Source organism: Aminiphilus circumscriptus DSM 16581 (assembly GCF_000526375.1).
Classification (GTDB): domain Bacteria; phylum Synergistota; class Synergistia; order Synergistales; family Aminiphilaceae; genus Aminiphilus; species Aminiphilus circumscriptus.
Map to the genome: position 1 here is coordinate 597,421 of NZ_JAFY01000007.1, position 23,933 is coordinate 621,353.

26 protein-coding genes are annotated in these 23,933 nt (G+C 57.8%); 24 read left to right on the plus strand and 2 right to left on the minus strand.

The window, feature by feature from the left end; all coding sequences use genetic code 11:
* Window positions 1-13: 13 nt before the first annotated feature.
* Window positions 14-1,219, minus strand: coding sequence for a tRNA(Met) cytidine acetate ligase (locus K349_RS0113650; protein ID WP_029166324.1), 1,206 nt, complete (start codon window positions 1,217-1,219; stop codon window positions 14-16).
* A 62-nt stretch (window positions 1,220-1,281) separates the two neighbouring features.
* Here K349_RS0113650 and K349_RS0113655 point away from each other — a divergent pair, with 62 nt between their 5' ends.
* The 24 genes from K349_RS0113655 (at window position 1,282) to K349_RS0113770 (ending at window position 22,868) form a co-directional block, all read left to right on the plus strand.
* Entirely contained in the window at window positions 1,282-2,475 is a 1,194-nt protein-coding gene (locus K349_RS0113655; RefSeq protein ID WP_029166325.1) for an acetate/propionate family kinase, read from the plus strand.
* Between the two features lie 139 nt (window positions 2,476-2,614).
* Complete coding sequence (locus tag K349_RS18235) at window positions 2,615-3,094, plus strand: DUF177 domain-containing protein (RefSeq protein ID WP_157367400.1); 480 nt, start codon at window positions 2,615-2,617, stop codon at window positions 3,092-3,094.
* Entirely contained in the window at window positions 3,094-3,285 is a 192-nt protein-coding gene (gene rpmF, locus K349_RS0113665; protein ID WP_029166327.1) for a 50S ribosomal protein L32, read from the plus strand. Before K349_RS18235 ends, rpmF begins: the two co-directional genes overlap by 1 nt.
* 490 nt (window positions 3,286-3,775) lie before the next feature.
* Window positions 3,776-4,366, plus strand: a complete 591-nt coding sequence (gene fapR / locus K349_RS0113670) for a transcription factor FapR (protein WP_029166328.1) — start codon at window positions 3,776-3,778, stop codon at window positions 4,364-4,366.
* A gap of 44 nt (window positions 4,367-4,410) precedes the next feature.
* On the plus strand, window positions 4,411-5,421 hold the full coding sequence (plsX, locus tag K349_RS0113675; RefSeq protein WP_029166329.1) for a phosphate acyltransferase PlsX: 1,011 nt from the start codon (window positions 4,411-4,413) through the stop codon (window positions 5,419-5,421).
* Window positions 5,418-6,416 carry a beta-ketoacyl-ACP synthase III gene (locus K349_RS0113680; protein WP_029166330.1) on the plus strand — a complete coding sequence of 333 codons (999 nt, stop codon included), beginning with the start codon at window positions 5,418-5,420 and terminating at the stop codon, window positions 6,414-6,416. Before plsX ends, K349_RS0113680 begins: the two co-directional genes overlap by 4 nt.
* An 11-nt stretch (window positions 6,417-6,427) precedes the next feature.
* Window positions 6,428-7,366 (plus strand): enoyl-[acyl-carrier-protein] reductase FabK, encoded by a 939-nt coding sequence (fabK, locus tag K349_RS0113685; protein ID WP_029166331.1) that lies wholly within the window; start codon window positions 6,428-6,430, stop codon window positions 7,364-7,366.
* Window positions 7,367-7,403: 37 nt separating this feature from the next.
* Window positions 7,404-8,354: an ACP S-malonyltransferase gene (fabD, locus tag K349_RS0113690; protein ID WP_029166332.1), complete on the plus strand. Its 951-nt coding sequence runs from the start codon at window positions 7,404-7,406 to the stop codon at window positions 8,352-8,354.
* A gap of 1 nt (window position 8,355) precedes the next feature.
* Window positions 8,356-9,129, plus strand: coding sequence for a 3-oxoacyl-[acyl-carrier-protein] reductase (fabG, locus tag K349_RS0113695; RefSeq protein WP_029166333.1), 774 nt, complete (start codon window positions 8,356-8,358; stop codon window positions 9,127-9,129).
* A gap of 25 nt (window positions 9,130-9,154) precedes the next feature.
* The gene (gene acpP / locus K349_RS0113700) at window positions 9,155-9,406 is read left to right on the plus strand and encodes an acyl carrier protein (RefSeq protein ID WP_029166334.1); all 252 of its coding nucleotides are present in this window, start codon (window positions 9,155-9,157) and stop codon (window positions 9,404-9,406) included.
* Window positions 9,407-9,520: 114 nt separating this feature from the next.
* Window positions 9,521-10,759: a beta-ketoacyl-ACP synthase II gene (fabF, locus tag K349_RS0113705; RefSeq protein WP_029166335.1), complete on the plus strand. Its 1,239-nt coding sequence runs from the start codon at window positions 9,521-9,523 to the stop codon at window positions 10,757-10,759.
* A 6-nt stretch (window positions 10,760-10,765) separates the two neighbouring features.
* Window positions 10,766-11,509 (plus strand): ribonuclease III, encoded by a 744-nt coding sequence (rnc, locus tag K349_RS0113710; protein WP_029166336.1) that lies wholly within the window; start codon window positions 10,766-10,768, stop codon window positions 11,507-11,509.
* Window positions 11,510-11,709: 200 nt separating this feature from the next.
* The gene (locus tag K349_RS18240; protein WP_157367401.1) at window positions 11,710-13,011 is read left to right on the plus strand and encodes a LysM peptidoglycan-binding domain-containing M23 family metallopeptidase; all 1,302 of its coding nucleotides are present in this window, start codon (window positions 11,710-11,712) and stop codon (window positions 13,009-13,011) included.
* A 13-nt stretch (window positions 13,012-13,024) separates the two neighbouring features.
* A complete protein-coding gene (locus K349_RS0113720) occupies window positions 13,025-13,537 on the plus strand; it encodes a GNAT family N-acetyltransferase (RefSeq protein ID WP_029166338.1) in 513 nt (170 codons plus the stop codon).
* Between the two features lie 30 nt (window positions 13,538-13,567).
* A complete protein-coding gene (locus K349_RS0113725; protein ID WP_029166339.1) occupies window positions 13,568-14,188 on the plus strand; it encodes a V-type ATP synthase subunit D in 621 nt (206 codons plus the stop codon).
* A 120-nt stretch (window positions 14,189-14,308) separates the two neighbouring features.
* A complete protein-coding gene (locus tag K349_RS0113730; RefSeq protein WP_029166340.1) occupies window positions 14,309-14,698 on the plus strand; it encodes a hypothetical protein in 390 nt (129 codons plus the stop codon).
* On the plus strand, window positions 14,652-15,743 hold the full coding sequence (locus tag K349_RS0113735; protein WP_029166341.1) for a V-type ATPase subunit: 1,092 nt from the start codon (window positions 14,652-14,654) through the stop codon (window positions 15,741-15,743). Before K349_RS0113730 ends, K349_RS0113735 begins: the two co-directional genes overlap by 47 nt.
* Window positions 15,731-17,689 (plus strand): V-type ATP synthase subunit I, encoded by a 1,959-nt coding sequence (locus tag K349_RS0113740; RefSeq protein ID WP_029166342.1) that lies wholly within the window; start codon window positions 15,731-15,733, stop codon window positions 17,687-17,689. Before K349_RS0113735 ends, K349_RS0113740 begins: the two co-directional genes overlap by 13 nt.
* 82 nt (window positions 17,690-17,771) lie before the next feature.
* Window positions 17,772-18,185: an ATP synthase subunit C gene (locus K349_RS0113745; RefSeq protein ID WP_051464443.1), complete on the plus strand. Its 414-nt coding sequence runs from the start codon at window positions 17,772-17,774 to the stop codon at window positions 18,183-18,185.
* A 7-nt stretch (window positions 18,186-18,192) separates the two neighbouring features.
* Window positions 18,193-18,507, plus strand: coding sequence for a V-type ATP synthase subunit F (locus tag K349_RS0113750; protein WP_029166344.1), 315 nt, complete (start codon window positions 18,193-18,195; stop codon window positions 18,505-18,507).
* Window positions 18,504-19,115 carry a V-type ATP synthase subunit E gene (locus tag K349_RS0113755; protein WP_029166345.1) on the plus strand — a complete coding sequence of 204 codons (612 nt, stop codon included), beginning with the start codon at window positions 18,504-18,506 and terminating at the stop codon, window positions 19,113-19,115. The genes K349_RS0113750 and K349_RS0113755 overlap by 4 nt, the downstream gene beginning before the upstream one ends.
* A 21-nt stretch (window positions 19,116-19,136) precedes the next feature.
* Window positions 19,137-20,927 carry a V-type ATP synthase subunit A gene (locus K349_RS0113760; protein ID WP_029166346.1) on the plus strand — a complete coding sequence of 597 codons (1,791 nt, stop codon included), beginning with the start codon at window positions 19,137-19,139 and terminating at the stop codon, window positions 20,925-20,927.
* Window positions 20,918-22,294, plus strand: a complete 1,377-nt coding sequence (locus K349_RS0113765) for a V-type ATP synthase subunit B (protein ID WP_029166347.1) — start codon at window positions 20,918-20,920, stop codon at window positions 22,292-22,294. The genes K349_RS0113760 and K349_RS0113765 overlap by 10 nt, the downstream gene beginning before the upstream one ends.
* 70 nt (window positions 22,295-22,364) lie before the next feature.
* On the plus strand, window positions 22,365-22,868 hold the full coding sequence (locus K349_RS0113770) for a hypothetical protein (protein WP_029166348.1): 504 nt from the start codon (window positions 22,365-22,367) through the stop codon (window positions 22,866-22,868).
* 85 nt (window positions 22,869-22,953) lie between these two features.
* Here K349_RS0113770 and K349_RS0113775 read toward each other — a convergent pair whose 3' ends face one another.
* Window positions 22,954-23,916: a TAXI family TRAP transporter solute-binding subunit gene (locus K349_RS0113775; RefSeq protein WP_029166349.1), complete on the minus strand. Its 963-nt coding sequence runs from the start codon at window positions 23,914-23,916 to the stop codon at window positions 22,954-22,956.
* Between the last annotated feature and the right edge of the window lie 17 nt (window positions 23,917-23,933).

The window sequence follows — 23,933 nt, forward strand, 5'->3', positions numbered from 1 at the left end:
GGTCCTCCGACGCTCAGAGGAGGATGGTGCGGGATGTCGCTTCCGTTCTGATTTGTGGATTTGGGATTAGATTTTCCCAAATTTCCGCCGCACGGTGTTCGAAATTCATGATTCTTCGGGCATAGGCCGTGCCGGGAGCGGAAGCTCGCGAGAGCACCGGAAGCGAGGCGGAATCTCGCATACGCCGAAGGAGCGCCCGTCCCGTGCGGTTTGCTCCGAGAACTCTGATGTAGGCGGGGCCGAGGCGTTGTGCCGCCTTGTATTCCCAGTGATCCACCCCCAACAGGATGTGCATGAGGTGTCTTTGAATGCGCCCCCGGGGATAACGCTTGGTGACGCAGGCGTTCACCAGCTCCTCCCAGGACGTGCTGTGTTGTGCCGCGTCGAGGATTCTGTGCTCCAGTCCTTCCCGTAATTCCGCTGAGGAAGCGATTCCTCCCGCTCCGCTCCGGAGAAGGAGGGACCGGAGAATGCGCCAGAGAGCGGTGCGGTCCGCGGTGGTCCGTCCCTCGTCCAGGGACTGCAGCAAAAGGGTCGCGGAGGGTGCGGGCATGGCCCGGCGAAGCGCTTCCCGGTCGTCGCGCCGTGCCATCTCCCGAAGCGCTGTCGCGCTGGCCAGAGCGTCCGGTGTGGGATCGTGGTATCCTTTGCCTTTGCGAAGCACGGGAACGAGGACCAGCCCGTACTGTCCGGAGAGGACGCGACAGGAATAGGCTACGGCGAGGGAATTGTTTGCGCCTCCGAGAAAGCCTTTCCCCTGGGGGAGAAGTGCCTCCACCGCCCTGCTTCGTGCTTCGACGAAGGAATATCCTGCGTCGAGGAAGAACCGCAGCTTCTCCTTGAAGAGCGGGGGTTCCTGAACTAAAATGGCTGCGATAGTATCCAATTCCGAACAGGGATTTTCCATGCCGAAGGACAGATGCGTCACGAGTCCTGTGCGGGCGAGAATGTCCACGCCCGCATTGGCGAAGATTCCGGCGTTCGCGCAGGAAAAAAGGCAAGGCAGCTCGAGAACGAGGTCCGCGCCACAGCTCAGGGCCATGCGTGTGCGTTGCCACTTGTCAAGAAAAGCCGGCTCTCCCCGCTGCACGAAATGAGAGGAAAGAGCTACCACAACTGCATCGGCGGCGCTCATGTCTCTTGCTGTCGTCAAATGATAGGTGTGGCCATTGTGCAACGGATTGTATTCGGCGATAATGCCCACGACGTTCTTTTTCATATCCATTCCCCCCGGAGAAACCATACGTGTCCGGGGTTACTCAGGTCAAGGGAGGTAATCGCGTGAAAGTCCTCGTTTTGAACTGCGGCAGCTCTTCCCTCAAGTACCAGCTCTTTGACATGACTGGTGAGGAGGTTATGGCAAAGGGGCTTGTGGAGCGTATCGGTATCGAGGGTGGACGCATCAAGCATACCAAGACCGGTATGGATTCAGTGGTTTCCGACAGTGATTTCCCGAACCACAAAGTCGCCATTAAGGCGGTTCTCGACTGCCTGCTCCATGGCGAACACGGTTCCCTCCAGAGCCTTGAAGAGCTTCGTGCCGTCGGACATCGGGTCGTTCACGGCGGTGAAAAATTCGCCAAATCCGTGGTCGTCACGGCGGATGTCCTCAGGACCATCGACGAATGCACGCCCTTCGCGCCTCTGCACAACCCCGCGAATCTCCTCGGCATCAAGTCCATGATGGAAATCCTTCCCAAGGTTCCGCAGATCGCCGTTTTCGACACGGCTTTCCATCAGACCATGCCGGAGCGGTCCTTTATCTACGGGGTTCCCTATCACTACTACGAGACGTATCGCGTGCGGCGATTCGGTTTTCACGGAACGAGTCACCTGTACGTGGCGCACCGCGCGGCGGAGATGCTTGGAAAACCTCTCGAAAATCTGAAGATCGTCACTTGCCATCTCGGCAACGGCAGTTCCATCGCCGCCGTGGACGGGGGCAGATCGGTGGACACGACGCTCGGGTTCGGCACCGTCTCGGGGGTGCTCATGGGAACCCGGTGCGGTGACGTTGATCCCGTGGCAGTGCTTCACCTCATGCAGGAAGAAGGACTGGACTCCAAGGCCATGAGTCACGTGCTTCACAAGGATAGCGGTGTGCTGGGAATCTCCGGCATCAGCAGTGACCTCCGTGATGTTGAGGACGCCGCGGCGGGCGGAAACCGCCGGGCGAAACTCGCGCTCGATATCCTCTGCTATGGCGTGAAGAAATATATCGGCGCCTATGCGGCGGCTATGGGAGGACTGGATGCGGTGGTCTTCACCGCCGGAGTCGGGGAGAACTCGGTTCTTGTCCGGGAGATGGTGTGCGAGGGATTGGAATTCCTCGGAGCCCTCTTCGACAAATCCAAGAATGCTGTGCGAGGGAAAGAAGCTTTCATCTGCAAGCCCGATTCCAGGGTGGCGCTTCTCGTCGTTCCCACGAACGAGGAACTTGTCATCGCGAGAGACACCCTGTCGTTGGTTTCCTGAAAAAAGCCGACGTGACATCGGCGAGGTGGTATGCGCGATGATGTGGGAGGCCATGCCGGAATCATGGAATTTTCGTGTTTCCTCAGGGCAAAAGACCCCGGGAGAAGAAAAACACTATTCCTGGGATTTGAGAAACCCCATGGAGATTTTCTATTGGGGGCAGGAATATCGTTTCCCAGAGGGATTTTCCGTGAGGGCGTTGGTCTTCCGGCTGGACGACGCAACGCAAGTGGACCTCCATGTCGAGGGGGCCGCATATGTTCCATGTGCTCGGTGTCTTCGTCTCGTTTCTCTTGCCATAAACGAAAATTTCGTGTATTTTTATAAACTGCGGCCTGAAGGTGATCAAAGCGAAGAAGAGGACGATACGGACCAGGAGCGCTTTGTCATCCTCCGTGAGACGACCGATGTCATTGATATTCGGGAGCAGGTCTGGGAGACACTTCTCGAATCGTTGCCCGCCAAGGCCCTTTGTGACGAAGGATGCCTCGGGATCTGTCCTCGGTGCGGTGCCGACCTGAACGAGAGGTCGTGTGCGTGTGTTCGCGATATGGATCCCCGGCTTGCCGCGTTGTTTCCGTTGCAGGAGAAGAACGAAACCGAAGGAGGAGAACACTGATGGCGGTACCGAAAAGGAGGGTGTCGCACGCGCGCACCCATAACCGGAAGGCCCATTGGCTGGGAGATCTGAGTATGCCCTCCACGGGAACCTGTCCCCATTGCGGGGAGCCCGTGCTGAGCTATCGCGCCTGCCGTGCCTGCGGCCACTACAGAGGACGCAAAGTGGCAGAAGGCAAGGAAGAAGCGTAAGACGCACTTCTTTTTTCTGAGCCCGGAACAGAGAGCGGACGTGATATGGACAGTGCGTCGCTTTTGTTCTCTGTTTCGGGCTGTTTTGTTTTCCCGGAGCTGGTTCGCGAGGTATCTCTGCACTACAAAAGTGATTCTTCCGAAAAACCATTATCCCTCCGAGAAAGAATTCCTTTGGTCCTTTCCCCGGTCTGTCGAGCATCTTTATCGTAAAAAGTGCTCCTCCTGAGAAGAGCTTCTGTGAAACACCTCCGTTCGAAAAACTCCCCGGAAAAATCCTCGTTGCAGCGATGCTCCTTTGCGAAGAGCCTTATGGTTCATGGAGCCACGAAAATGGGTCCAGCGTGTCGGGGCTCCAAGGTATTCCAAGGAAGAATGCGCCACTTTGCTGGAAATCACATTCCCCATCTTGACCAAAAAGCGGGTTCCCCCATATACTTTCTCAGTGGCGGTTACTGTTAATACCTGATGCTAAAAGGAGGGGGTCGCACTGGTTCGGTCGGTGTACCGAAAGCTTCGACATCAGAAGCTTCTCTCCCTTTTGGATTCGGATCCTCTTCGCACCGACGAGGAACTCGCAGGTCTTTTGAGAGCCAGCGTGAGCACGATACGGCTGGACAGAGCCCTGCTCGGCATTCCCGAACTCCGGGAGCGGACGCGACTGATGGCGGAAAAGGCCACCAGTCGTCTCAGATCCCTTCGGTATGATGAGGTCGTGGGTGAACTTGTCGACCTCGAACCCAACGTATGGGGACTTTCCATTCTTCAGACCGATGGGTCCATGGCTTTCCGGCACACTTCCCTCCTGAGTGATCATCATATTTATGCGATGGCAAGTTCCCTGGCCATTGCGGTCATCGGGGCGGACATGGTTATCATGGGTTCCGCCAGGGTCAGGTACAGAGCGCCTGTTTATGTCGGAGACAAACTTGTGGCTCGTGCGAAGGTAGGCACATTCAAGGGGAATAAATTCGTCGTGAGCGTGCGCATTCGTGTCGACGAGGTGGAGAAATTTCTCGGGCGTTTCATTGTTGTGGTCGTTCCCGAGGCGGAGACCACGAAACCCGGTGATTCCCTCTGAAACGCAAACAATGTCGGAGCCTTAGCCGGAGAGAGGTGGAGAGTATGCATCTGGCTCTTGATGTGATGGGGGGAGACCACGCTCCGACGGAAATCTGTCGGGGTGCCGTTCTGGCCTGTCGAGAGTTTCAGGATCTGGAAATCGCCCTCGTCGGGCAGGGGCCTGTGGTGGAAAGAACCCTGGAGGAAATTGGTCACAAGGATGAGAAGAGGCTTCATATCGTTCATGCGGAAGAGACCATCGGCATGGACGAATCTCCCTCGGTGGCAATACGCAAGAAGCGGCAGTCGAGCATGCGGATCGCCATGGAAATGGTGCGTTCCAGGGAGGCGGAGGGATGTGTCTCCGCGGGGAACACCGGAGCCATCGTTGCCGGCGGCGTTCTTGTGGTGGGGCGTATCCCAGGAATCGAACGACCTGCACTTGGCGCACCTCTTCCGGTTCTGAACCGGGTGTCCCTGTTGCTCGACGTGGGAGCCACCGTGCGGTGCAAACCCATACATCTCTATCAATTCGCCGTCATGGGCGAAGTTTACATGCGATGCATCATGGGCGTACAACGTCCTGAAATCGCCCTGCTCTCCAACGGTGAGGAGGAGATCAAGGGAGACGAGGTCGTCATGGAGGCCCGGGAACTCCTGCGGAAGAACTCTTTCCACAGCTTTGTCGGCTACGTGGAGGGAAAAGACGTCCCAAAAGGCGCGGCGGATGTGGTCGTTTGTGACGGGTTCACCGGAAACATTCTTCTCAAGTTTGGCGAAGGAATTGTTCATGGCGTGTACGATCTTCTCCGGGAAGAACTCAGCAGACGTTTGTTGCCCAAGATCGGAATGGTCTTCATGATTCCGATGTTCAAGGATATGTGGCGTCGTTTCGATTACGAACAGTACGGCGGTACTCCGTTGCTCGGGGTGGATGGTGCAGTTGTGAAAGCTCACGGCAGGTCGAAAGCCATGGCGATTTCGAGCGCTCTCCGGGTTGCCAGGGATTTTGCCCAGAGAAAAGGCGTTGCCATGATTCGGGAGGAATTGCTCCAGAGAGGAGATGCTCCATGAGTTTGTTCTCCGGGAAAGCAGTGAGCCTTTGGGGAATCGGCATGCATGTTCCCGAACGCATTCTGACGAATCAGGAACTGGAGCAAATGGTGGACACGTCGAACGAATGGATTCTGGAACGCACAGGAATCCGAGAGCGGCATATCGTCGCTCCGGAGAAACAGACGAGCGATTTGGCTGTCGAGGCAGGCAGAATCGCTCTCGAACGGGCGGGACTCGCTCCGGAAGAGTTGGACATGGTCATTGTGGCCACGAATTCCCCCGACACGATTTTCCCTTGTACCGCCGCGAAGGTTCAGGGGAAGCTTGGAGCGAAAAAGGCGGGCGCTTTCGATGTGCAGTCGGGCTGCACCGGGTGCGTGTACGCCTTGACCGTTGCCGTCTCTGGAATCGCCGCAGGCGTTTGGAGGCATGTTCTGGTCATCGGGGCTGAAGCGCTTTCCCGTCTCATCAACTGGCAGGACAGAAACACCTGCGTTCTTTTCGGGGATGGAGCCGGAGCGTGCGTACTCGGCCCCCGCCGGGAAGGAGACGGCCGATTCATTGCCGCGTCGCTTCGGGCGGACGGAACGAAACATGACCTCATCAGTCTTCCTGCCGGTGGTTCGGAAAGACCCGCCTCGAAGGAGACCCTCGAAGAGGGAGCTCATTTTGTGCATATGAAAGGTAACGAGGTCTTCAAGTTCGTCAACAGGGAATTGCCTCCGTTCCTTCAGTCCTTCTGCGAGAGTTCGGGGGTCGAGCCGGGACACGTGGACTGGTGGATCTTTCACCAGGCGAACTGGCGTATTATGGATGGCATTCTCAGGCGCTTCGGCGTTTCCCCGGAGCGTGCCGTGGTGAATCTGGACCGGTACGGAAACACCTCGGCCGCGTCGGTTTTTCTGGCTCTTTGCGAAGCCCTCGACGACGGTCGGATCCGGAAAGGACAAAAGATGGTCATCAACAGCTTCGGAGCGGGCATGACCTACGGTGCGATTCTCCTTGAAGTGTGAGGTGAAGGGTGATGCGATTCTCCACGAAACTGAACGAGCTGCTTCGTATTGACTATCCCATTCTCCAGGGTGGAATGGCCTGGGTCGCGGATGCTCAGCTTGCGGCTGCGGTGAGCAACGGAGGCGGTCTCGGCATCATTGCCGCGGCGAACGTGCCGCCGGAGATCCTGGACCAGGAACTCGCCAAGGTTCGCACACTCACGGACAAACCCTTCGGACTGAATATCATGCTCCTCTCTCCGACGGCCGAGGACGCACTGCTTCTCGCAGAACGACACAAGGTGCCCGTGGTCACCACCGGAGCAGGCGCTCCCGGGAAAATCATCGATCGCCTGAAACCGTTGGGAACCGTTGTCATTCCCGTGATCGCCTCGGTGGCGCACGCGAAGAGAGTAGTCAAGCAAGGTGCGGACGCGGTGGTCGCGGAAGGCTTGGAATCGGGGGGGCACATCGGCGAAACCTCCACCATGTCCCTGGTGCCGCAGGTGGTGGACGCCGTTTCTGTTCCCGTGATTGCCGCGGGGGGAATCGCGGACGGCCGCGGAATCGTCGCTGCGTTGGCCCTTGGCGCGGAGGGTGTGCAGGTGGGAACTCGATTTGTCTGCGCCGCTGAATGCACGGCTCACCGCAACTACAAGGAGATGATTCTCAAGGCGGGAGACCGGAGCACGACGGTGACAGGGCGTCCCACGGGGCATCCCGTCCGCTGCCTGAAGAACAAACTTTCCCAGGCGTTCGAGGAATTGGAGAGGGCGTCCGCCAGTTTGGAGGAATTTGAGCGTCTTGGGGCGGGACGCCTGCGCAAGGCCGTCGTGGAAGGTGACGTGGAATGGGGATCCGTCATGGCCGGGCAGATCGCGGGTCTGGTGAAAGATGTGAAGCCTGCCGGGCAGATTATTGAAGAAATGTTCGAACAGGCTCGTGAGATTTTGGGGCGTCTGGCTCGCTGATGTTGTGAGGTTTTAAAGGAGAGACGGGAGGTCGATCATGAAATACGCGTTTCTTTTCCCCGGGCAAGGCGCACAGGAGGTCGGCATGGGGAAAACGCTCTTGGAGGAATTCGCCGCGGCACGCCGGGTATTCGAGGTTGTCGATGGAGCCCTGGGTTTTCCTCTGAGCGACATGATCCTCAACGGCCCGGAAAGCGAACTGCAGAAGACGGAGTTTACGCAGCCTGCCATCATGACCGTTGGAATCGCTCTGCATTCCGTTCTCGTCGAGGAATTAGGTGTCACACCGGCTCCGGTCTGCTCTGCGGGACACAGTCTCGGCGAATATACCGCGCACGTCGCCGCGGGAACGCTCACCCTTGAGGATGCGGTGAGGCTCGTGCATCTTCGAGGAAAGCTCATGCAGGAAGCGGTACCTCTCGGTGTGGGTGCCATGGCGGCCATTATGGGCCTTTCTGCGGAGGAAACGGAAGCCGTCTGTCGCGAGGTCTCCGAAGAGGGTCGGATCTGTGAGGCCGCGAACTACAACGCACCGAGCCAGACGGTGATCTCCGGACACCGGGAAGCGGTAGACGAGGCGGTGAAGCGGGCAAAAGAGAGGGGGGCAAAAAAAGCGATTCCTCTCAAAGTGAGTGCTCCGTTCCACTGCTCTTTGATGAAACCTATGGCGCGCATGCTTCAGAGCGCGTTCAAGGAAGTTTCCTGGCATCGTCCTTCCTGTCCCGTTGTGGCTAACGTGAATGCCGAACCTGTGGAGGAGCTGCACGCCATAAGAGATGCTCTGTATCGGCAAACCTTCAACCCCGTGAGATGGGTCGCATCAATTTATACGATGGAACGTCTTGGTGTGGAAACCTTCATTGAATTCGGTCCGGGAAATGTGCTCTCGGGCCTCGTCAAGCGGACCCTTGAAAACGCGGTTACTCTGAATGTGCGGAACTCAGGCGAGTGCCGTGCCCTCGCCGAGCTTCTGAAGGGAGGGCGATGACGTGGGAAAACGGTCGGAATCGTTTTCTTCTGGAGCGTCCCCGAAGGTTGTCCTCGTCACGGGAGGTGCCCGTGGCATAGGCAAGGCGATCTCCCTGGAGATGGCCCGCCGCGGCTTTTCCGTGGCGATCAACTATAATACCTCCGCAGGACCTGCGGAAGAGCTTGTTCGAAACGCCGACGAGGTGGGAGTGCGCATTGCCGCCTACCAGGCAAACGTCACTGACGCGACGCAGGCGAAAAAACTCTTCGCGGAGATCAAGGCCGATCTCGGACCTGTGGACGTCCTCGTGAACAATGCGGGCATCACCAGGGACACGCTTCTTCTGCGCATGAAGGATGAAGACTGGGATGCAGTTCTCGAGACGAACCTTCGCTCCGTCTTTCTGTGTACCCGCGAAGCCCTTCGGGACATGAGCAGAAACCGCTGGGGAAGGATCATCTCCATCAGTTCCGTCATCGGACTTGTCGGCAACATTGGACAGGCGAATTATGCCGCCTCCAAGGCGGCGATCCTGGGGTTTACGAAAAGCGTCGCCCGGGAATACGGGGGAAGAAACATCACGGTGAATGCCGTGGCACCCGGATTTATCGGGACGGATATGACTGCGTCCTTGGGGGAAGATGTCAAGCGGGAAATGCTGCAGCGTATTCCTCTCGGAAGGGCGGGAACGCCGGAGGATGTGGCGAGAGTGGTGGCGTTTCTCGCCTCCGAGGATGCCGCGTACGTTACCGGACAGGTCATCGCCGTTGACGGCGGAATGACTATGTGCTGAGATGGTAAAAAAGGAGGTGAACGAAATGAACATGGAGGAAGTCAGAACCCGTCTCAAGGAAATCGTCGTAGATCGCCTGGACTGCGAAGAAGGGCAGATTACTCCCGAGGCCTCTTTTGTGGAGGATCTTGGAGCGGATTCCCTCGATATTGTCGAACTGATCATGGGTATCGAGGAGGAGTTCGACATCGAAATCCCTGATGAAGATGCAGAAAAGCTCACCAATGTCGGTGAAGCAATGGAGTACATCAAGAACAAGCTAGGAATCGAGGAATAGAGAGCAACAATCCCTCCGAGAGAGCGACACGTCGTGTCGCTCTCTCGGAGGGATTGTGGTGGATGTACGAACATCGGGCATCCTGGAAACAGGAATGCGAAGGAGTGACTCGGATTGAGGAGAGTCGTTGTCACCGGTTTGGGTGTAGTGAGTCCTATCGGACATGGGCGAGAAAACTACTGGCGGGCTCTCTGCGAGGGTAAGAGCGGCGTCGGTCCCATCACGCTGTTCAATGGGGAAAATTTCCCCGTGCGTATCGCGGCGGAGGTCAAGGACTACAATCCCGAGCTCTATATGGAGCGCAAGGAGATCCGGAGAACGGACCGGGTCATTCAGTTCGCTGTCGGAGCGGCGGAAATGGCCGTCAACGACGCACGCCTCGACGTAAAGAGCCTGGATCCTTATAAATTCGGCGTCTATGTGGGAAGTGCCGAGGGTGGCATCACCACTACCAACGAGGGATACAAGGATCTCACTGAAAAAGGTCCTTCCAGGGTGAGTCCCTTTTTCATTCCCATGATGATCAGCAACATGCCCGCAGCATATGTAGCCATCCGCTACGGCGCCAAGGGGCCCAACATCTGTGTCGTCACGGCGTGTGCTACGGCAAACAACACCGTTGCCGAAGCCTACCACGCCATGCGCCGGGGCGAGGCGGACGTCATTCTCGCCGGCGGTGCGGAAGCGGGCATCACACCCATCTGTGTTGCGGGCTTCGCTGCCATTAAGGCTCTCTCCACAAAGAACGACGACCCCGAACATGCATCGAGACCCTTCGATGTGCAGCGGGACGGGTTCGTTCTTGGGGAGGGCGCTGGAATCCTTGTGCTGGAAGAACTCGAACACGCCAAGGCACGGAATGCCACCATCCTGGCAGAGATCGTCGGTGTGGGGGCATCTTGCGACGCCTATCACATCACGGCGCCGAGCCCCGATGGAGAGGGAGCCGTGAGGGCCATGCGGCTCGCTCTCGAAAGCGCCGGATGGTCGCCGGAACAGGTGGATCTCATCAATGCCCACGGCACGTCCACGCCGTTGAACGACAAAACCGAGGCGTTGGCTATCGCCCGAGTTTTCGGGGAGAGGAACGAGAACGTTCTCGTCAACTCCACAAAGTCCATGGTCGGGCACGGTTTGGGTGCTGCGGGGGCACTTGAGGCCATTGCGGGCATCCAGTCCCTCGTTGAGGGGATCGTGCATCCCACGGTCAACCTGGAGAAACAGGATCCGGAGTGTCCCGTTCACGTCGTTGGCAGAAATGCCGTTCGAAAGGACGTGAAGCGCTTCCTCTCCAACAGTTTCGGCTTCGGTGGCCACAACTGCGTGCTTGCCTTCTCACGCTACATGGACTAAAAGCGAATGTACGCCGACGGAACCCGTGACGACTGGTGGTTGAGAGGGCTCGATGCCTTTCAGGACCAGCTTGGCCACCGTTTCCGGAATAGGGAGTTTCTTGTGGAGGCGCTCACGCATGCCTCTTTCGCCCATGAGGCGGGGATGGCTTTCTGGAACGAGCGGCTCGAATACCTTGGGGATGCGGTGCTGGAATTGACCGTTTCCGAAATTCTGTACGACGAGTTCCCCCGGTGGAACGAAGGGGAACTCACGAAGGAGCGTGCTCGGATCGTTTGTGAGAGGACACTCGCCCAGTGGGGGATGAAGATGCGGATTCCTCATCTCCTTCGGCTCGGGAGAGGATTGCAGCGCCAGGGCGGACGGGAGAATCCCTCCATCTGTGCGGATGCTGCGGAGGCGGTCTTCGGCGCCGTCTTCCTTGACGGGAAATACGCGGCGGCACAACAGGTGATCCGGCGTTTTCTTGTTGTTCTGAGGACACTGGAAAGCGAGGAGACCATCGATCCTAAATCGAAACTCCAGCTCCTTTTCGCGGAACGTCGCGTCATGGATCACCGCTACCATCTCCTCGGCATGTCCGGGCCAGAGCACGCTCCTCTTTTCGAGGTGGAAGTGCGTGCTGGAGGGATGTCCTTCGGCAAGGGACAGGGCGCATCAAGAAGGGACGCGGAATGGAACGCTGCGCGGAATACACTGCGGATGCTTCTTCGGCGTTCGCCCCAGGGGCCGTATTCGAGCGTGAAATGAATGAGCGACAAACACCTTGCTCTTGAAAGGGCAAAGAAAAGGACACGGCATATCCGGTCCTTTCCTTTGCCCTTTCGTCGTCCTCGCGTTTTCTCCGGACGATGGATCTTGTCCGTTGCACTCTGCGCCGTATGAGATTCCAAAGGAGGCGATCTTGAAGAAATGGCAGGACAAGCCATGTCTTTGAAAGGAGTACGACCGTGAAAAAGTCCGTTGTGACACGTCGGCTACGTGGATGCGTGGGTACTGTGGTGAGTGTGCTTTTCGCGGCGACACTCCTCTGGGCCGGAGAATTGCCCTGGATGGAGCATCGGGTTCACGCCGGGGAGACTCTGGAGAGTATTGCCGAACAGTACGGTCTGGAAGCGGCGGAACTGCTGGCGGCGAACGACCTGAACGAGACCGTGTCCGCTCTTGGTGAAGGAATGATTCTGCTTGTCCCACGGAATCGCTCCCTGCTTGTGGCAACTCTTGTGGAAGTGCAGCGGAGAAAACTTTTCTCCCAAAAGTTCCCCGGAAACGAGGGAAGCGTAGTAGCGTCAGCAGTGGACGGAGCGCAGGCTTCGACGGTATTTCCCGGTGAAATGGCGGGAAGTGCCGTTGGTGCCGGTATGGATGTGGACGTGGAGGAACCGGTACGAGTAGAATCCGCAGATGAAGAACCGCTCCTCACGTCCAGGAATGATATGTCGGAGTCGTTTTCTTCGCAGGAAGAAACTGCGACAGTGGGCACTCCCCTCGATCAGGGTGTACAATCTCATGGCGCTCGACTGTGGCGGGAGCATGTCGTTGCACGAGGTGAAACGCTCTATGCTCTTTCAAGACGCTATGGCGTTTCGGTGGAAAAGATCGCGTCGCTGAACGCTCTGGTTGCCGAGGTCCCGTTGGCCGTGGGCTTGATCCTGAGAATCCCTCCCGGGGAAGATTCGGCAATTTCGGTGGATTTTCAGAATGCGACAACGTCGTCCTTGGAAACACCCCCGGCGGCGACGGAACTTCCGGTCCCTGAAGCCCCGGAAAAGAGAGAAACCGAAGTCGGCAAGGGAGCGCTCGGTGCGGTTCGCGTGGAGATCTCTTCCGGAATGACAGGCCAGACAAGCGCTTCTACAGTGAAACCACTGTCCTGGCCTGCAAAAGGACGTGTGGTACGCACGTTCGAAGAGGGACTCAAGGAAGCAGGAGCGGAATCCTCCGGTTCGGGCATTGCCATCGCGTTCTCCGAAGGGAACGACGTTTACGCCGCCGCCGAAGGTAAGGTGCTTCAGGCGGGGTGGATGAAGGGGTTCGGCAATACGGTGTTTCTGGCTCATGCGGCTGGATTGACGACGTTTTACGGCAATCTTGAAGTGCTCCACTGCAGGGCGGGTGAGTCCGTGACGAAGGGACAGCGCATCGGAACCGCGGCGCGAGGAGAGGAAACGCAGGAGCGGGTCCTGTTTTTTCATGTTCTGAAAGGCGGAAAATCCGTCGATCCCTTGGCCTATCTTCCGACGATACCATGAGGAGGCGACACGCATGATCGAGTTGCAGACCGAACGCTTGCGTCTGGTGGCTCTCGACGGAGAACATCTCCGGTTGTTACTTGAGAACCCTGAAGACTTCTGTCGCCGTTTGGGCGTCGCGTCGAACCGGGTGGAAACGAACGAGGAACTGCGGTGTGCCCGGGAGAAAATGTATGCCGGAACGAAGCGTTGCCCCGAAGAATATTACTGGTACACGGAATGGCAGATCATCTACAAGGAAGAGAACAGCATAGTGGGGAGCTTCTGTTTTAAGGGGGCTCCGAACGAGTTGGGCGAGGTCGAGGTCGGCTACAGCACAGCGTCCCCATATCGTAGCAAGGGATTCATGACCGAGGCGATGCGAGTTGTAGCGACCTGGGTGTTCAAGAACGCGGGCGTGACGGCACTCATTGCGGAGACGCCGAAGGATAACGTCCCTTCCCACAGGGTGTTGCAGAAGATCGGCATGGAAATCGTCCGGGAAAGCCCCACCTCCTTCTGGTGGCGCCTCCGGCGACGTTCCTGACCTTGCGGTGACGCTTCTTTTCACGGCTTCATGAAAGAGAAACTGCCACCCACCAGAGGAAGCATGATGAAGGCTCTTCGTGCCCTGAAGCTCGCGGAAAAGGGGCACGATCTGCTTGAACAGAAGCGACAGGTTCTCATGATGGAACTCGTCCGCCACATCGATGAGGCCAAGGAACTCCAGAGCAGGGTCGCGGAGGTCTTTGACGGTGCATACAAAGCATTGCAGAAGGCCAACATCACGTTGGGCATTGAGACGGTTGAGGAAATTGCTCTGGCTATTCCCGAGGAGAAGGGATTCATCGTGCGTCTTCGTTCCGTCATGGGAGTGGAAATCCCCGAGATCGATCCGATGGACGGTGCGCCGAGGCCTTGTTACTCCTTTTGGGACACCTCGGCAAGCATGGATCGGGCATTTGTGGAGTTTCGCAAAGTGCTCGCTCTTCTCGCCCGCCTGGCCGAAATAGAGAACGGTGTGTATCGTCTGGCCGTGCAGATCAGAAAGACCCACCGGCGCGTCAACGCGCTGGAAAAAATGGTTATACCCGGATATGGCGAGAGCATCGCGGCCATTTCGAACGCACTCGAAGAAAGTGATCGGGAGGACTTCGTCCGCATGAAAATGGCCAAGCGTTCCGAAAACGCAGGCTAGCGCTGTTCCGGAAGAGAGGTGTTTCGTGAGGGTGTTTTCGTTGTCGTCTTTTCCCATTCGAGGAGGTGGCGCAACGGAATTACCCGGTCCGAACACGAACATCGGGGAGGTGAGTCGATTTTGAGCGCGTTGCAGGAAGTGCTCGCTGTTCTTTTGGGAGCGGAAAGCGAGGCGAACCATCTCATCGAGGAAGGGCGCGACGAAGCGGACCGCATTTCCAAGAGCGTCCGGGAAAAATTTGCCCAGGAACGGGAGCATCGTCTTCGGGCGGCCAGAGAACAAGCTAAGGCCATCGTCGAGTCCGCCCGAAGCAGTGCCGACGTGGAATCCGCGCAGATTCTCTCGATGGCGCAACAAGAGGCGGCGGCATTGACCAGGCGTTTCGAGGAGAACGGCAGAGGTGTTGTCAAAACCCTTGTTGCGGAGATCGCCTCCCAGTATCTGGCGAAGGGAGGGAGGCCGGTTGACGGGTTTTCTTTCCCTGGGAGAGCGGACTGCCGTAGGAGCTAAGGCTCATGTCTTTTTCGGAAGATTGCTGACCGACGAGTCCTATTGGAGACTCCTGCACTGTGATACGGTACGGGAGATTGTAGAGTACCTCAAGTCGCTTCCCGGATTCGCTCCATATCTCCTCTCCGTTTCTCCGGAGATCCACAGGGCGGAGTTGGAGGATGTCCTCGAGATGCTTCCTCTGCGAGAGACTCTGACTTTTTTGGGCTATCTCACGGGGGGACAGCGGGCGTATGTGCGTTGCTGGATTGATCTCTACGAGGCGGATCTGCTCAAGAGAACCATGCGTTCCCTCTTCTCCAGGAAACAGGATCGAGAACAATTACGTCAACGCTTTGCTCTGATTCCGAAGCCGTCCTTCTCGAGTGAGACGCTACTGTCCTCCAGAAGCTACGAGGAATTCCTGGAAGCGCTCTCGGGGAGCGGTTATTACAGAGTATTACGGGAACCTTTGGCCAAACTCTCCGACGAGGGTGGTTCCCTTTTCAGTGCGGAAACTGCGGTGGATCTCCATGTTTTGTCCGCCCTTTTCCGAGCCGCAGGAAAAGTAGACTCCTGCAACGGGGCGGGCATTCTTTCCCTCGTGGGGACCATGGTGGACTTGTTGAATGTGTCGTGGCTTCATCGATCCGCCCGTTTTTTCGACATGCATTTCGAGGAGATGTTGAATCGTCTGCTCCCCGTGCGCTATCGACTCGGCTTGGCTTTTTTGCGAAAACTCTCCCGTGCCGAGAGCCCAGAGGCGTTTTGGGACTTGCTTCGGCACTCCTGTTATGGTGGAGCACTCGGAGAGTCGCTCCCCAAGGAGGATTTTGAACTGGAAACCAGGATAAAGCAACATCTCTGGCGGCAGGCGAGGCAGCTTTTCCGGAGAAGCGGGATCGGCTTTCATTCCCTGGTGGCCTACCTTTTTCTTCGGAGGTACGAGATTCAGGATCTCAAGACGATCATCGAGGACGTACGGTACGACTTCGATAGACGAGAAGCACTGCTCTTCATGGTGCGTCCGATCGTTCCGGGAGGTGAGCGCGCGTGGCGGTGGTGAAGATGCTGGCCCTCACTCTGGCCGGCCCGAAAGAGGAGACGGAAGTTGTCGCCAGACAGATGGTACTTCGGGGTGGTTTTCAACCGATTCCTCTCGATTTGCTCGTGTCCGATCGCAAGATGCGGGCCCGAGTGGGCACGCCCACGGACAATCCCTACGATACGCTGCTGACGAAGGTTGCGTCGGTGTGGCATGCCGCGGGGGAAGCGTTGCCGGAACCTGCGCCTATTCTGTCGGACCGTTCCTTTACCCTGGAAAAGGCTCGCTGCATGGTGGAGACCGCCGTGAGAAAACTCGATCTCTGGGAGCGCAGGAAGCGGGAACTAGCGGAATCAGTGGAGGAGTTGGAAGCCGCAAAGGTACTCCTGGATGCGCTCCATGCGGTGTCGCATTCCCTGGAGGATCTTGCGACGATGCGGCACATGGCGGTTTTTTTTGGAAGGATTTCCGAGGAGAACGGGAAACGTCTTCTGGAAACATCTGAGGATGTCCCGTTCCTACCCGTTCCCCTCAGAGTGCAGGGTGGCGACATGTGGGTTCTCTGTTTCGCTATCCCAGGCTATCGCGACGGGGCGGCAAAACTTCTCGAATCCGTCAATTTCAAGGTTTTCCCCTTGACACAAATGATCGAAAAGCTCCGTTCCGCCGAGGAAAATCGCGTGAACCGGCTCATCGTGAACAGGAGGAAGGCCGTCGAGGGATTGGAGAAAGCCGCACGAAATTTTCTTTTCGATCACCGGCAGGAACTCGTCGCTCTTTTCAATCAGATCTACACAATGCAACGCGTGTACGACCTCTGCAAAGGACGTGGGGAAATCGGGGACATGTACCTCCTCTCGGGATGGATCCCCGAGGACATTCGGGAAGAGGTCCTCTCGGTCATCGCCGCGGAGGCGCCGAAAACGGCGGTCTTCGTGGAGGAGACGACGCACGCGCTCGCCTCTGGTTTCCGTGTACCCACGCTTTTGCGGAATCTTCCCTTTGTGCGCTCTTTCCAGGAGATCGTGGCCATCTATAGTCTTCCCTCCTACGGAGAAATGGATCCATCCTTTCTTGTGGCGCTGAGTTTCTGTGCCATGTTCGGTTTCATGTTTGGAGACGTGGGACATGGCCTGCTCCTGGCCCTGGGTGGACACTTCCTCATGAAGCGGCGTGTGGTGACGAAAGCGATCGGGGCTGTCATCAAAACAGCCGGGGTATCCTCAGTTCTTTTCGGTTTTCTCTACGGCAGCGTTTTCGGCATGGAGGGAATTCTGCCACCGCTCTGGTTTTCTCCGATGGAACACATGGACAGGCTGCTCAAGCTTTCTCTCGGCGCAGGTGTCGGTTTCGTCACCCTCGGAATGCTCCTCAACATGGTGGCCCGCTACCGGGAGGGAGATTTCGGAAGGCTGCTTTTCGACGGTCAGGGCCTTGCCGGACTGGTCTTCTACTGGTCGGCGGCACTCATGGCCTTCAGCGCGTTCTCCGGGACGCCTTTGCCCTTCCCGAAGTGGATCGGAGGAACGCTTCTGCTCATTTTGCTTCTCGTGATCTTCCTGCGGGATGTTCTCGCAAGGACGTTGCTGAGGCGACGGAGTACTGCGGTGGAGGAATCCCCGGTAGTGCATGTCTTCGAGGTGCTTCACGGTCTGCTCTCCTTTTTGAGCAATACCGCATCTTTCGTCCGGCTCGCCGCGTTTGCATTGAATCACGTAGGGCTTTCCCTCGCTGTCTTCATGCTTGCGGACATGGTGCACAACGTTCCGGGGGGGCCGATTCTCAAAGTGCTCCTCCTCGTTCTAGGCAATCTTCTCATCGTCGGTCTCGAGGGACTCATTGTCTTTATCCAGACGCTTCGACTCGAGTACTACGAGTTTTTCAGCAAGTTCTACCGGGGCGGAGGAAGCCCCTTCCGGCCCGTGGGATGGGCGGGAAGAGATCTGTCGCGCTTGAAGGCGAGGTAGGCGGTTTTCCACCCCTCAAAGGATCTGAAATACCTTTTCCTCATCGAGATGAGTTCGAAAGGAGACATGTTTCGTGAACATCATGGGCTTGTTATTGACGGGTTCGGGAATTGCGTTTCTGCTGGTTGTGGGAGGTTTTCTGAGAAAGAGACAGGTTCCCGACTCGAAGCGAATCCTTCTCGGTTGTCTGGCCTTTTCTCTTGCTCTGCTCCTTTCCGGATCCCTCCTCGCGATTGGTGCCGGGGCCGCTACGGAAGCGGGCGCAACCGGCACCGTGCAGGCCGCCTCGGGATGGGCCTTTCTCGGAGCGAGCCTCGCGACGGGAATGGCCTGCATCGGTGCCGGTATCGCCGTTGCGGTGGTGGGAGCGGCTGCCCTCGGTGTCGTGGGGGAGAAACCGGAACTGTTGGGATCGACGCTTATCTACCTCGGCCTCGCCGAAGGGATCGCCATTTACGGAGTCATCGTCTCCCTGTTGATCCTTGGAAAGGTGTAAGGGTTTCATGCGTGCGTTTCTCGTGAGCGACAACCACGATTCGCTGGTGGGGATGCGCATTGCCGGTATTGATGGTGTTCTGGTTCGCAGCGGTGATGAGACGAGGCGAGTCGTACGGGAACTCATCGAGAAGGACAGGGACCTGGGAATTCTCGTTTTCACGGAAAAGGCAGCCGCTGCGGTGCCGGACCTGATGAAACAGCTTCGGGAACATGGAGGTCTTCCCCTGATCGTGGAAATCCCCGATCGCCACGGTTTCGACCGGGGAGCGGATTTCCTGACCCGATATGTCAAGGACGCCATAGGAGTGAGGATGGAATGACCGATCTGCAGGCGGACAAACTTACGGGTCTTCGAGACCACATCGTGGAGAGGGCACATATGGAAAGTCACGCTCTTCTTGAGACCGTGAAGAAGGATATCGCGACATGGTACTCTCGGGAAGCGGAGAAGCTCGACACCGAGGTGGATCTCCTGCTGCGGGACGCACGCTCCCGTGCGGAGGAGATCCGAAGGCGGCAGATCGCCGCTGCGGAGCGCGAGCGGGTTCGGGAGCGCCTGCGGGTTCAGAATCGTCTTCTCCAGGATGCCCAGGGCATGCTTGAGGAGGAGTTGGCCTCCCTGCGGGAGCGGGAGGATTATGACAGCATTCTCCTTGGACTTTTGAAGGAAACACTGGAGCATCTCGGCACCGGGGGTTCCTTCCGTTTCCGCTTGGCTTCAGCGGATGGGGTACACGGGAAAGCCCTGGAGAAGGCCGTTTCAGGCATCGAAGGTGTCACGGTTTCCTTCGATCCAGAACCCGCCCCGATTTCGGGAGGAATTTTCCTGGTTTCCGAGGACGGCAAGGTTCATGTTCTCGCGGACTGGCACGTCAAAGCGCAGGAGATGACCGAGACCCTGGCACAGCGTCTGCTGCCGCTCCTGTAGAAAGGTACCGTGGAGGCCATTATGGAACGTAGGGGATACATCACGTCGGTCAATGGCCCCGTGGTCCGGGGAAGGGGCATGCGCAATTTCGCCATGCGCGAGATGGTTCGCGTCGGAGAGGGTGGATTCATCGGAGAAGTCATCCGCATGGACGATGACGAGGCAGTCATTCAGGTCTACGAGGACACTCAGGGAGTACGCCTGGGGGAACCCGTCACGGGAACGGGGGAATCGCTTTCCGTCTCCCTGGGGCCTGGTTTGATCGGGCAGATTTTCGACGGCATTGCCCGACCGCTCCGCACCCTTCTCGACAGGGAGGGGCTCTATCTCGGCAGAGGACTTTCGATTCCCCAGGTGGATCCGGCGCTTTCCTGGGATTTCGCCCCTCAGGCACGCGTGGGAGACCTCGCGTTTCCAGGCATGCTCCTCGGCGTCATTCAGGAAACTCCTCTCTTCGAGCATCGTGTCATGGTTCCTCCGGGAATCGAAGGGACCTTCTCCTGGATCGCGAAGGAGGGAATGTGCCGCGCCGATGCCGTGGTGGCAAGGGTTAAATCTCCCCTCGGGTGGGAGAGGGATATCCCCCTGCTGCAGCGCTGGGCGGTGCGGACTCCCCGACCCGTGCGTTCCCGACTTTTGCCGCGGGAGCCCCTCGTGACGGGACAGCGCGTCATCGACGGCCTCTTTCCTCTGGCGAAGGGTGGTGTGGCGTGCATTCCCGGCGGATTCGGCACGGGAAAAACGGTGACCCAGCACCAGCTTGCCAAATGGTGTGAGGCGAAAGTCGTGGTCTACATCGGCTGCGGAGAACGGGGCAACGAGATGACCGATGTGCTGGAGGAATTTCCCCGGCTCGAGGACCCGCGGTCCGGAAGACCCCTCATGGAAAGGACGATTCTTATCGCCAACACGTCCAACATGCCCGTTGCGGCTCGGGAAGCCTCTATCTACACGGGGATCACCATGGCGGAGTACTTCCGGGACATGGGGTACGATGTGGCTCTTATGGCGGACTCCACGTCGAGGTGGGCCGAGGCGCTCCGCGAGATTTCAGGAAGATTGGAGGAGATTCCCGCGGAGGAGGGATTTCCCGCATACCTTCCTACCCGACTCGCCGAATTCTACGAGCGGGCGGGAAGTGTCGAAACCATGGGAGGCGAGAAAGGAAGCATTTCCATCATTGGTGCCGTTTCGCCGCCGGGAGGAGATTTCACTGAGCCTGTGACTCGGCACACGAAGCGTTTCATCCGTTGCTTTTGGGCACTCGACAAGCGTCTCGCCAACGCACGCCACTTTCCCGCCATCGGATGGCTCGAATCCTACAGTGAATACGCGGAGGACGTGGAGGAGTGGTTTGCCGTTCATGTGGATTCCAGGTGGGGAGCCTGCCGCGAGGAGGCCCGTAGGCTTCTCGCGGAGGAGGAGAAAATCCAGCAGGTCATTCGCCTTGTCGGAGAGGATGTCCTCCCCGACGATCAGAAGCTTATCGCTTTCACGGCGTTCCTTCTCAAGAACGGGTACCTGCAGCAAAGCGCCTTCGGAACCGATTCCTACTATCCTCCCGAGAACGGCTTTGCACTGCTCGACCTGATTCTTCATTTTCACGAGAAAGCCTCGGAGCTTGTGCAGCGCGGTGTTCCCCTCTCTTTGTTCCGTGATCTCGAAGAAGTGGTGCAGTTGACGCATCTTCGAGAAGTTCCCCTGGAAAAAATCGGGAACTTCGACGAGATCCGAAACAAGCTGGATCGGCAGCTCGAAAAGGTTGGGGCCGAGCGCGTGGCCACCAGTGGAGGCATACCGTCATGGCATTGAGAGAATATATGGGGTTGAAGAAGATTCAGGGGCCCTTTGTGCTCGTCGAAAGTGTGTCCGGAGTGGGGTACGGCGAGCTTGTGAGCATCATCGTTCCCTCCGGCAAGGAGCGATTGGGGCGTGTTGTCCTTCTCGACGAGAGGGCGACCTTGGTTCAGGTCTTTTCCGGTACGGACGAACTCGTCCCCGAATCCACCCGTTCCCGTTTTCTCGGAAAAGGATTGAGTCTCACCCTGGCGCCATCCATTCTCGGGCGCACTTTTTCCGGGCTCGGGGAGCCCCGGGACGACTGTGGTCCCGTCTATGGAGGCGTGTCCAGGGATGTGAACGGCCTTCCGCTGAACCCCATGGCGCGCCGATATCCCAGGGATTTCATCCACACGGGAATCTCCGCCATCGACACGCTGACCACACTGATTCGGGGACAGAAACTTCCCATTTTTTCCGGAAACGGCCTGCCGCACAATCAGCTTGCCGTACAGATCGCCGTGCAATCGCGACTCGTTGGAGCCGAGAACTTCGCCGTCGTGTTCGCGGGGATTGGCATCAAACACGATGACGCCGCTTTTTTTGTCCGTGAACTCGTGGAAAAAGGTAAGACGAACAACCTCGTAATGTTTCTCAATCTCGCCGACGACCCCGTGATCGAGCGGATCGCGACACCACGGATGGCACTTTCCGCGGCGGAATACCTCGCCTTCGACCTGGGCATGCACGTCCTGGTCATTCTCACGGACATGACGAACTACTGCGAGGCTCTGCGCGAGCTGGGCGTGGCCCGAGGGGAGGTCCCGAGCAGGAAGGGCTACCCAGCGTACATGTACAGTGATCTCGCGTCCCTTTACGAACGGGCGGGCGTTCTTCGCGACGCCCAGGGAAGCCTCACGCAGCTCCCCATCCTTTCCATGCCCAATGACGACATCACACACCCCATTCCGGACCTGACGGGATTCATCACCGAGGGGCAGATCGTGCTCTCCCGGGAACTGGATGCACAGTCCGTCTATCCTCCCATCGATGTGCTCACGAGTCTTTCCCGGCTCATGAAGGACGGCATCGGGAAAAACTACACCAGGGACGACCACCCGAACCTGGCAAGCCAGCTTTTCGCTTCCTACAGCCGGGTTCAGGAAGTCCGCGCTCTCGCCGGAGTCGTGGGAGCTGACGAATTGGGGAAGATCGACAAGTCTTACGTGGAGTTCGGCGAGGCTTTCGAGAAACGTTTTCTTGCCCAGGGAAAGGACGAGGACCGCGATATCGGACAATCCTTGGATCTCGCATGGGAGCTTCTGCACGTGTTGCCCCGGTCGGAGCTGACCAGAGTTTCCCTCGAACAGATCAGCGCTCACAGAAAACGGAGTGGTTGATCCGTGAGATTTTCACACCTCGGTAAAACACGATTTTGTGCTACACTTTGTTCCGAGGGAGGTGATGAACATGCGCATCGATTCTGTGGATATCACTTCTTCCAAAGAGACGGAACGGAAAGGAACCGCTTCGGATCGGGCACAGACCGCCGAGAACCTGCGGCGGGCTCTCGAGAAAACCCAGGACGCAGTGGCGGAGGAACGGGAGAACATCATGACCCGCCATCACGAGACCGTTCGCAAGGGACAGGAGGCCAATCGGAAAAGGCGCCTGGAAACGGAGCGGAAAAAAGAGCGGTTCGAGGACGCCCGGGCGAGGACGGAACGCTTCGAGGAGCAGCGGGAAGTCGCAGCACGCGAGAAGGAATCCTTGGTTTCCGGTCGCAAGGCGGCGGCGGAACGTTCCCGTGGCATTGCTCTTGATGCGGAACGACGAAACCTTCCAGGAGGCGAAGAACGAGAGAGTTCGGCCTCTCTGCGACAGGAGCGGGACGAGGTCGAACGGAGCAGAGTGGAACTGGACGCGGAAGCGAATCGCCTGGATCGCCTGCGCCGGAAACAGTGGCTCGGGTGAGATGCAGAAAAGGGAAAAGGCGACGGGGATGCCCCCGTCGCCTTTTCCCTTTTCTGTTTTTGACTGCGCACGCAAAGAGGCAGTTCTACTTGATCTCCGGAATGGCGATACCCTTTTCCTTGTAATATTTCGCCGCACCGGGGTGCAGAGGAACGGAGAGTCCGTCCAGAGCAGTTTCGAGAGTGATGAGCTTCGCCTTCGCATGCACGGCGTCGAGATCACGCACATTCTCCCAGAGCGTCTTCGTGAAGGTGTAGACCAGGTCCTCACTCAGATCCTCTCGGCAGACGAGCATGGCGACCACGGCAGGCGTCACGGTGTCGTGGTCCACCCCGGAATAGGTCCCCGCCGGAATGACGTCCTTCTTGAAGAAAGGATATTTCTCACGCAGTGCCTTGATGTAGTCCTCGCTGAAACTGACGAGGTCGATGGGAGTCGTGGTGGCCAGATCCATGACGGAGGAGGTGGGGAATCCCGCCACGACGAATCCGGCGTCGAGCTGGTCGTCCTTGAAGCGCTGGGTCGTGTTGGCAAAGTCGAGAAAATCGACCTTCATGTCATCGTATTTCAACCCAGCAACGTCGAACATAGCCCGCACGTCACCCTCGACGCCCGAGCCGGGAGCTCCAACGGAAACGCGTTTTCCCTTGAGGTCCATAATGTCCTTCACGGGATTCTTTTTCAGAGTGATGAAATGGATGTGCTCGGGATAGAGGCAGCCAATACCGCGGATGTTCTGGAAGGGCTCCTTGAACATCATTTCGCCCTTCCAGGCCCAATAGGCAAGGTCATTTTGTGCGAAGGCGATTTCAATCTGGTTTGTACCGATGAGGTTGAGATTCGCCGCGGAGGCGTTTCCCGTCTCGGATGTCACCTGAAGCTCAGGGACGTTGCGGTTGATGATGTCCGCAATGCCGCCGCCGAGCGGGTAATAGGTTCCCGTGGTGCCTCCGGTCGCGATGGAGAGAAACTCCTTAGCGAAGGCCATACCGGAGAGAGCCGCCGTGAGAATCACTACGAGAAGTACAAGAAATCCGAACCTGCGCATGAAACAATCTCCTCCCC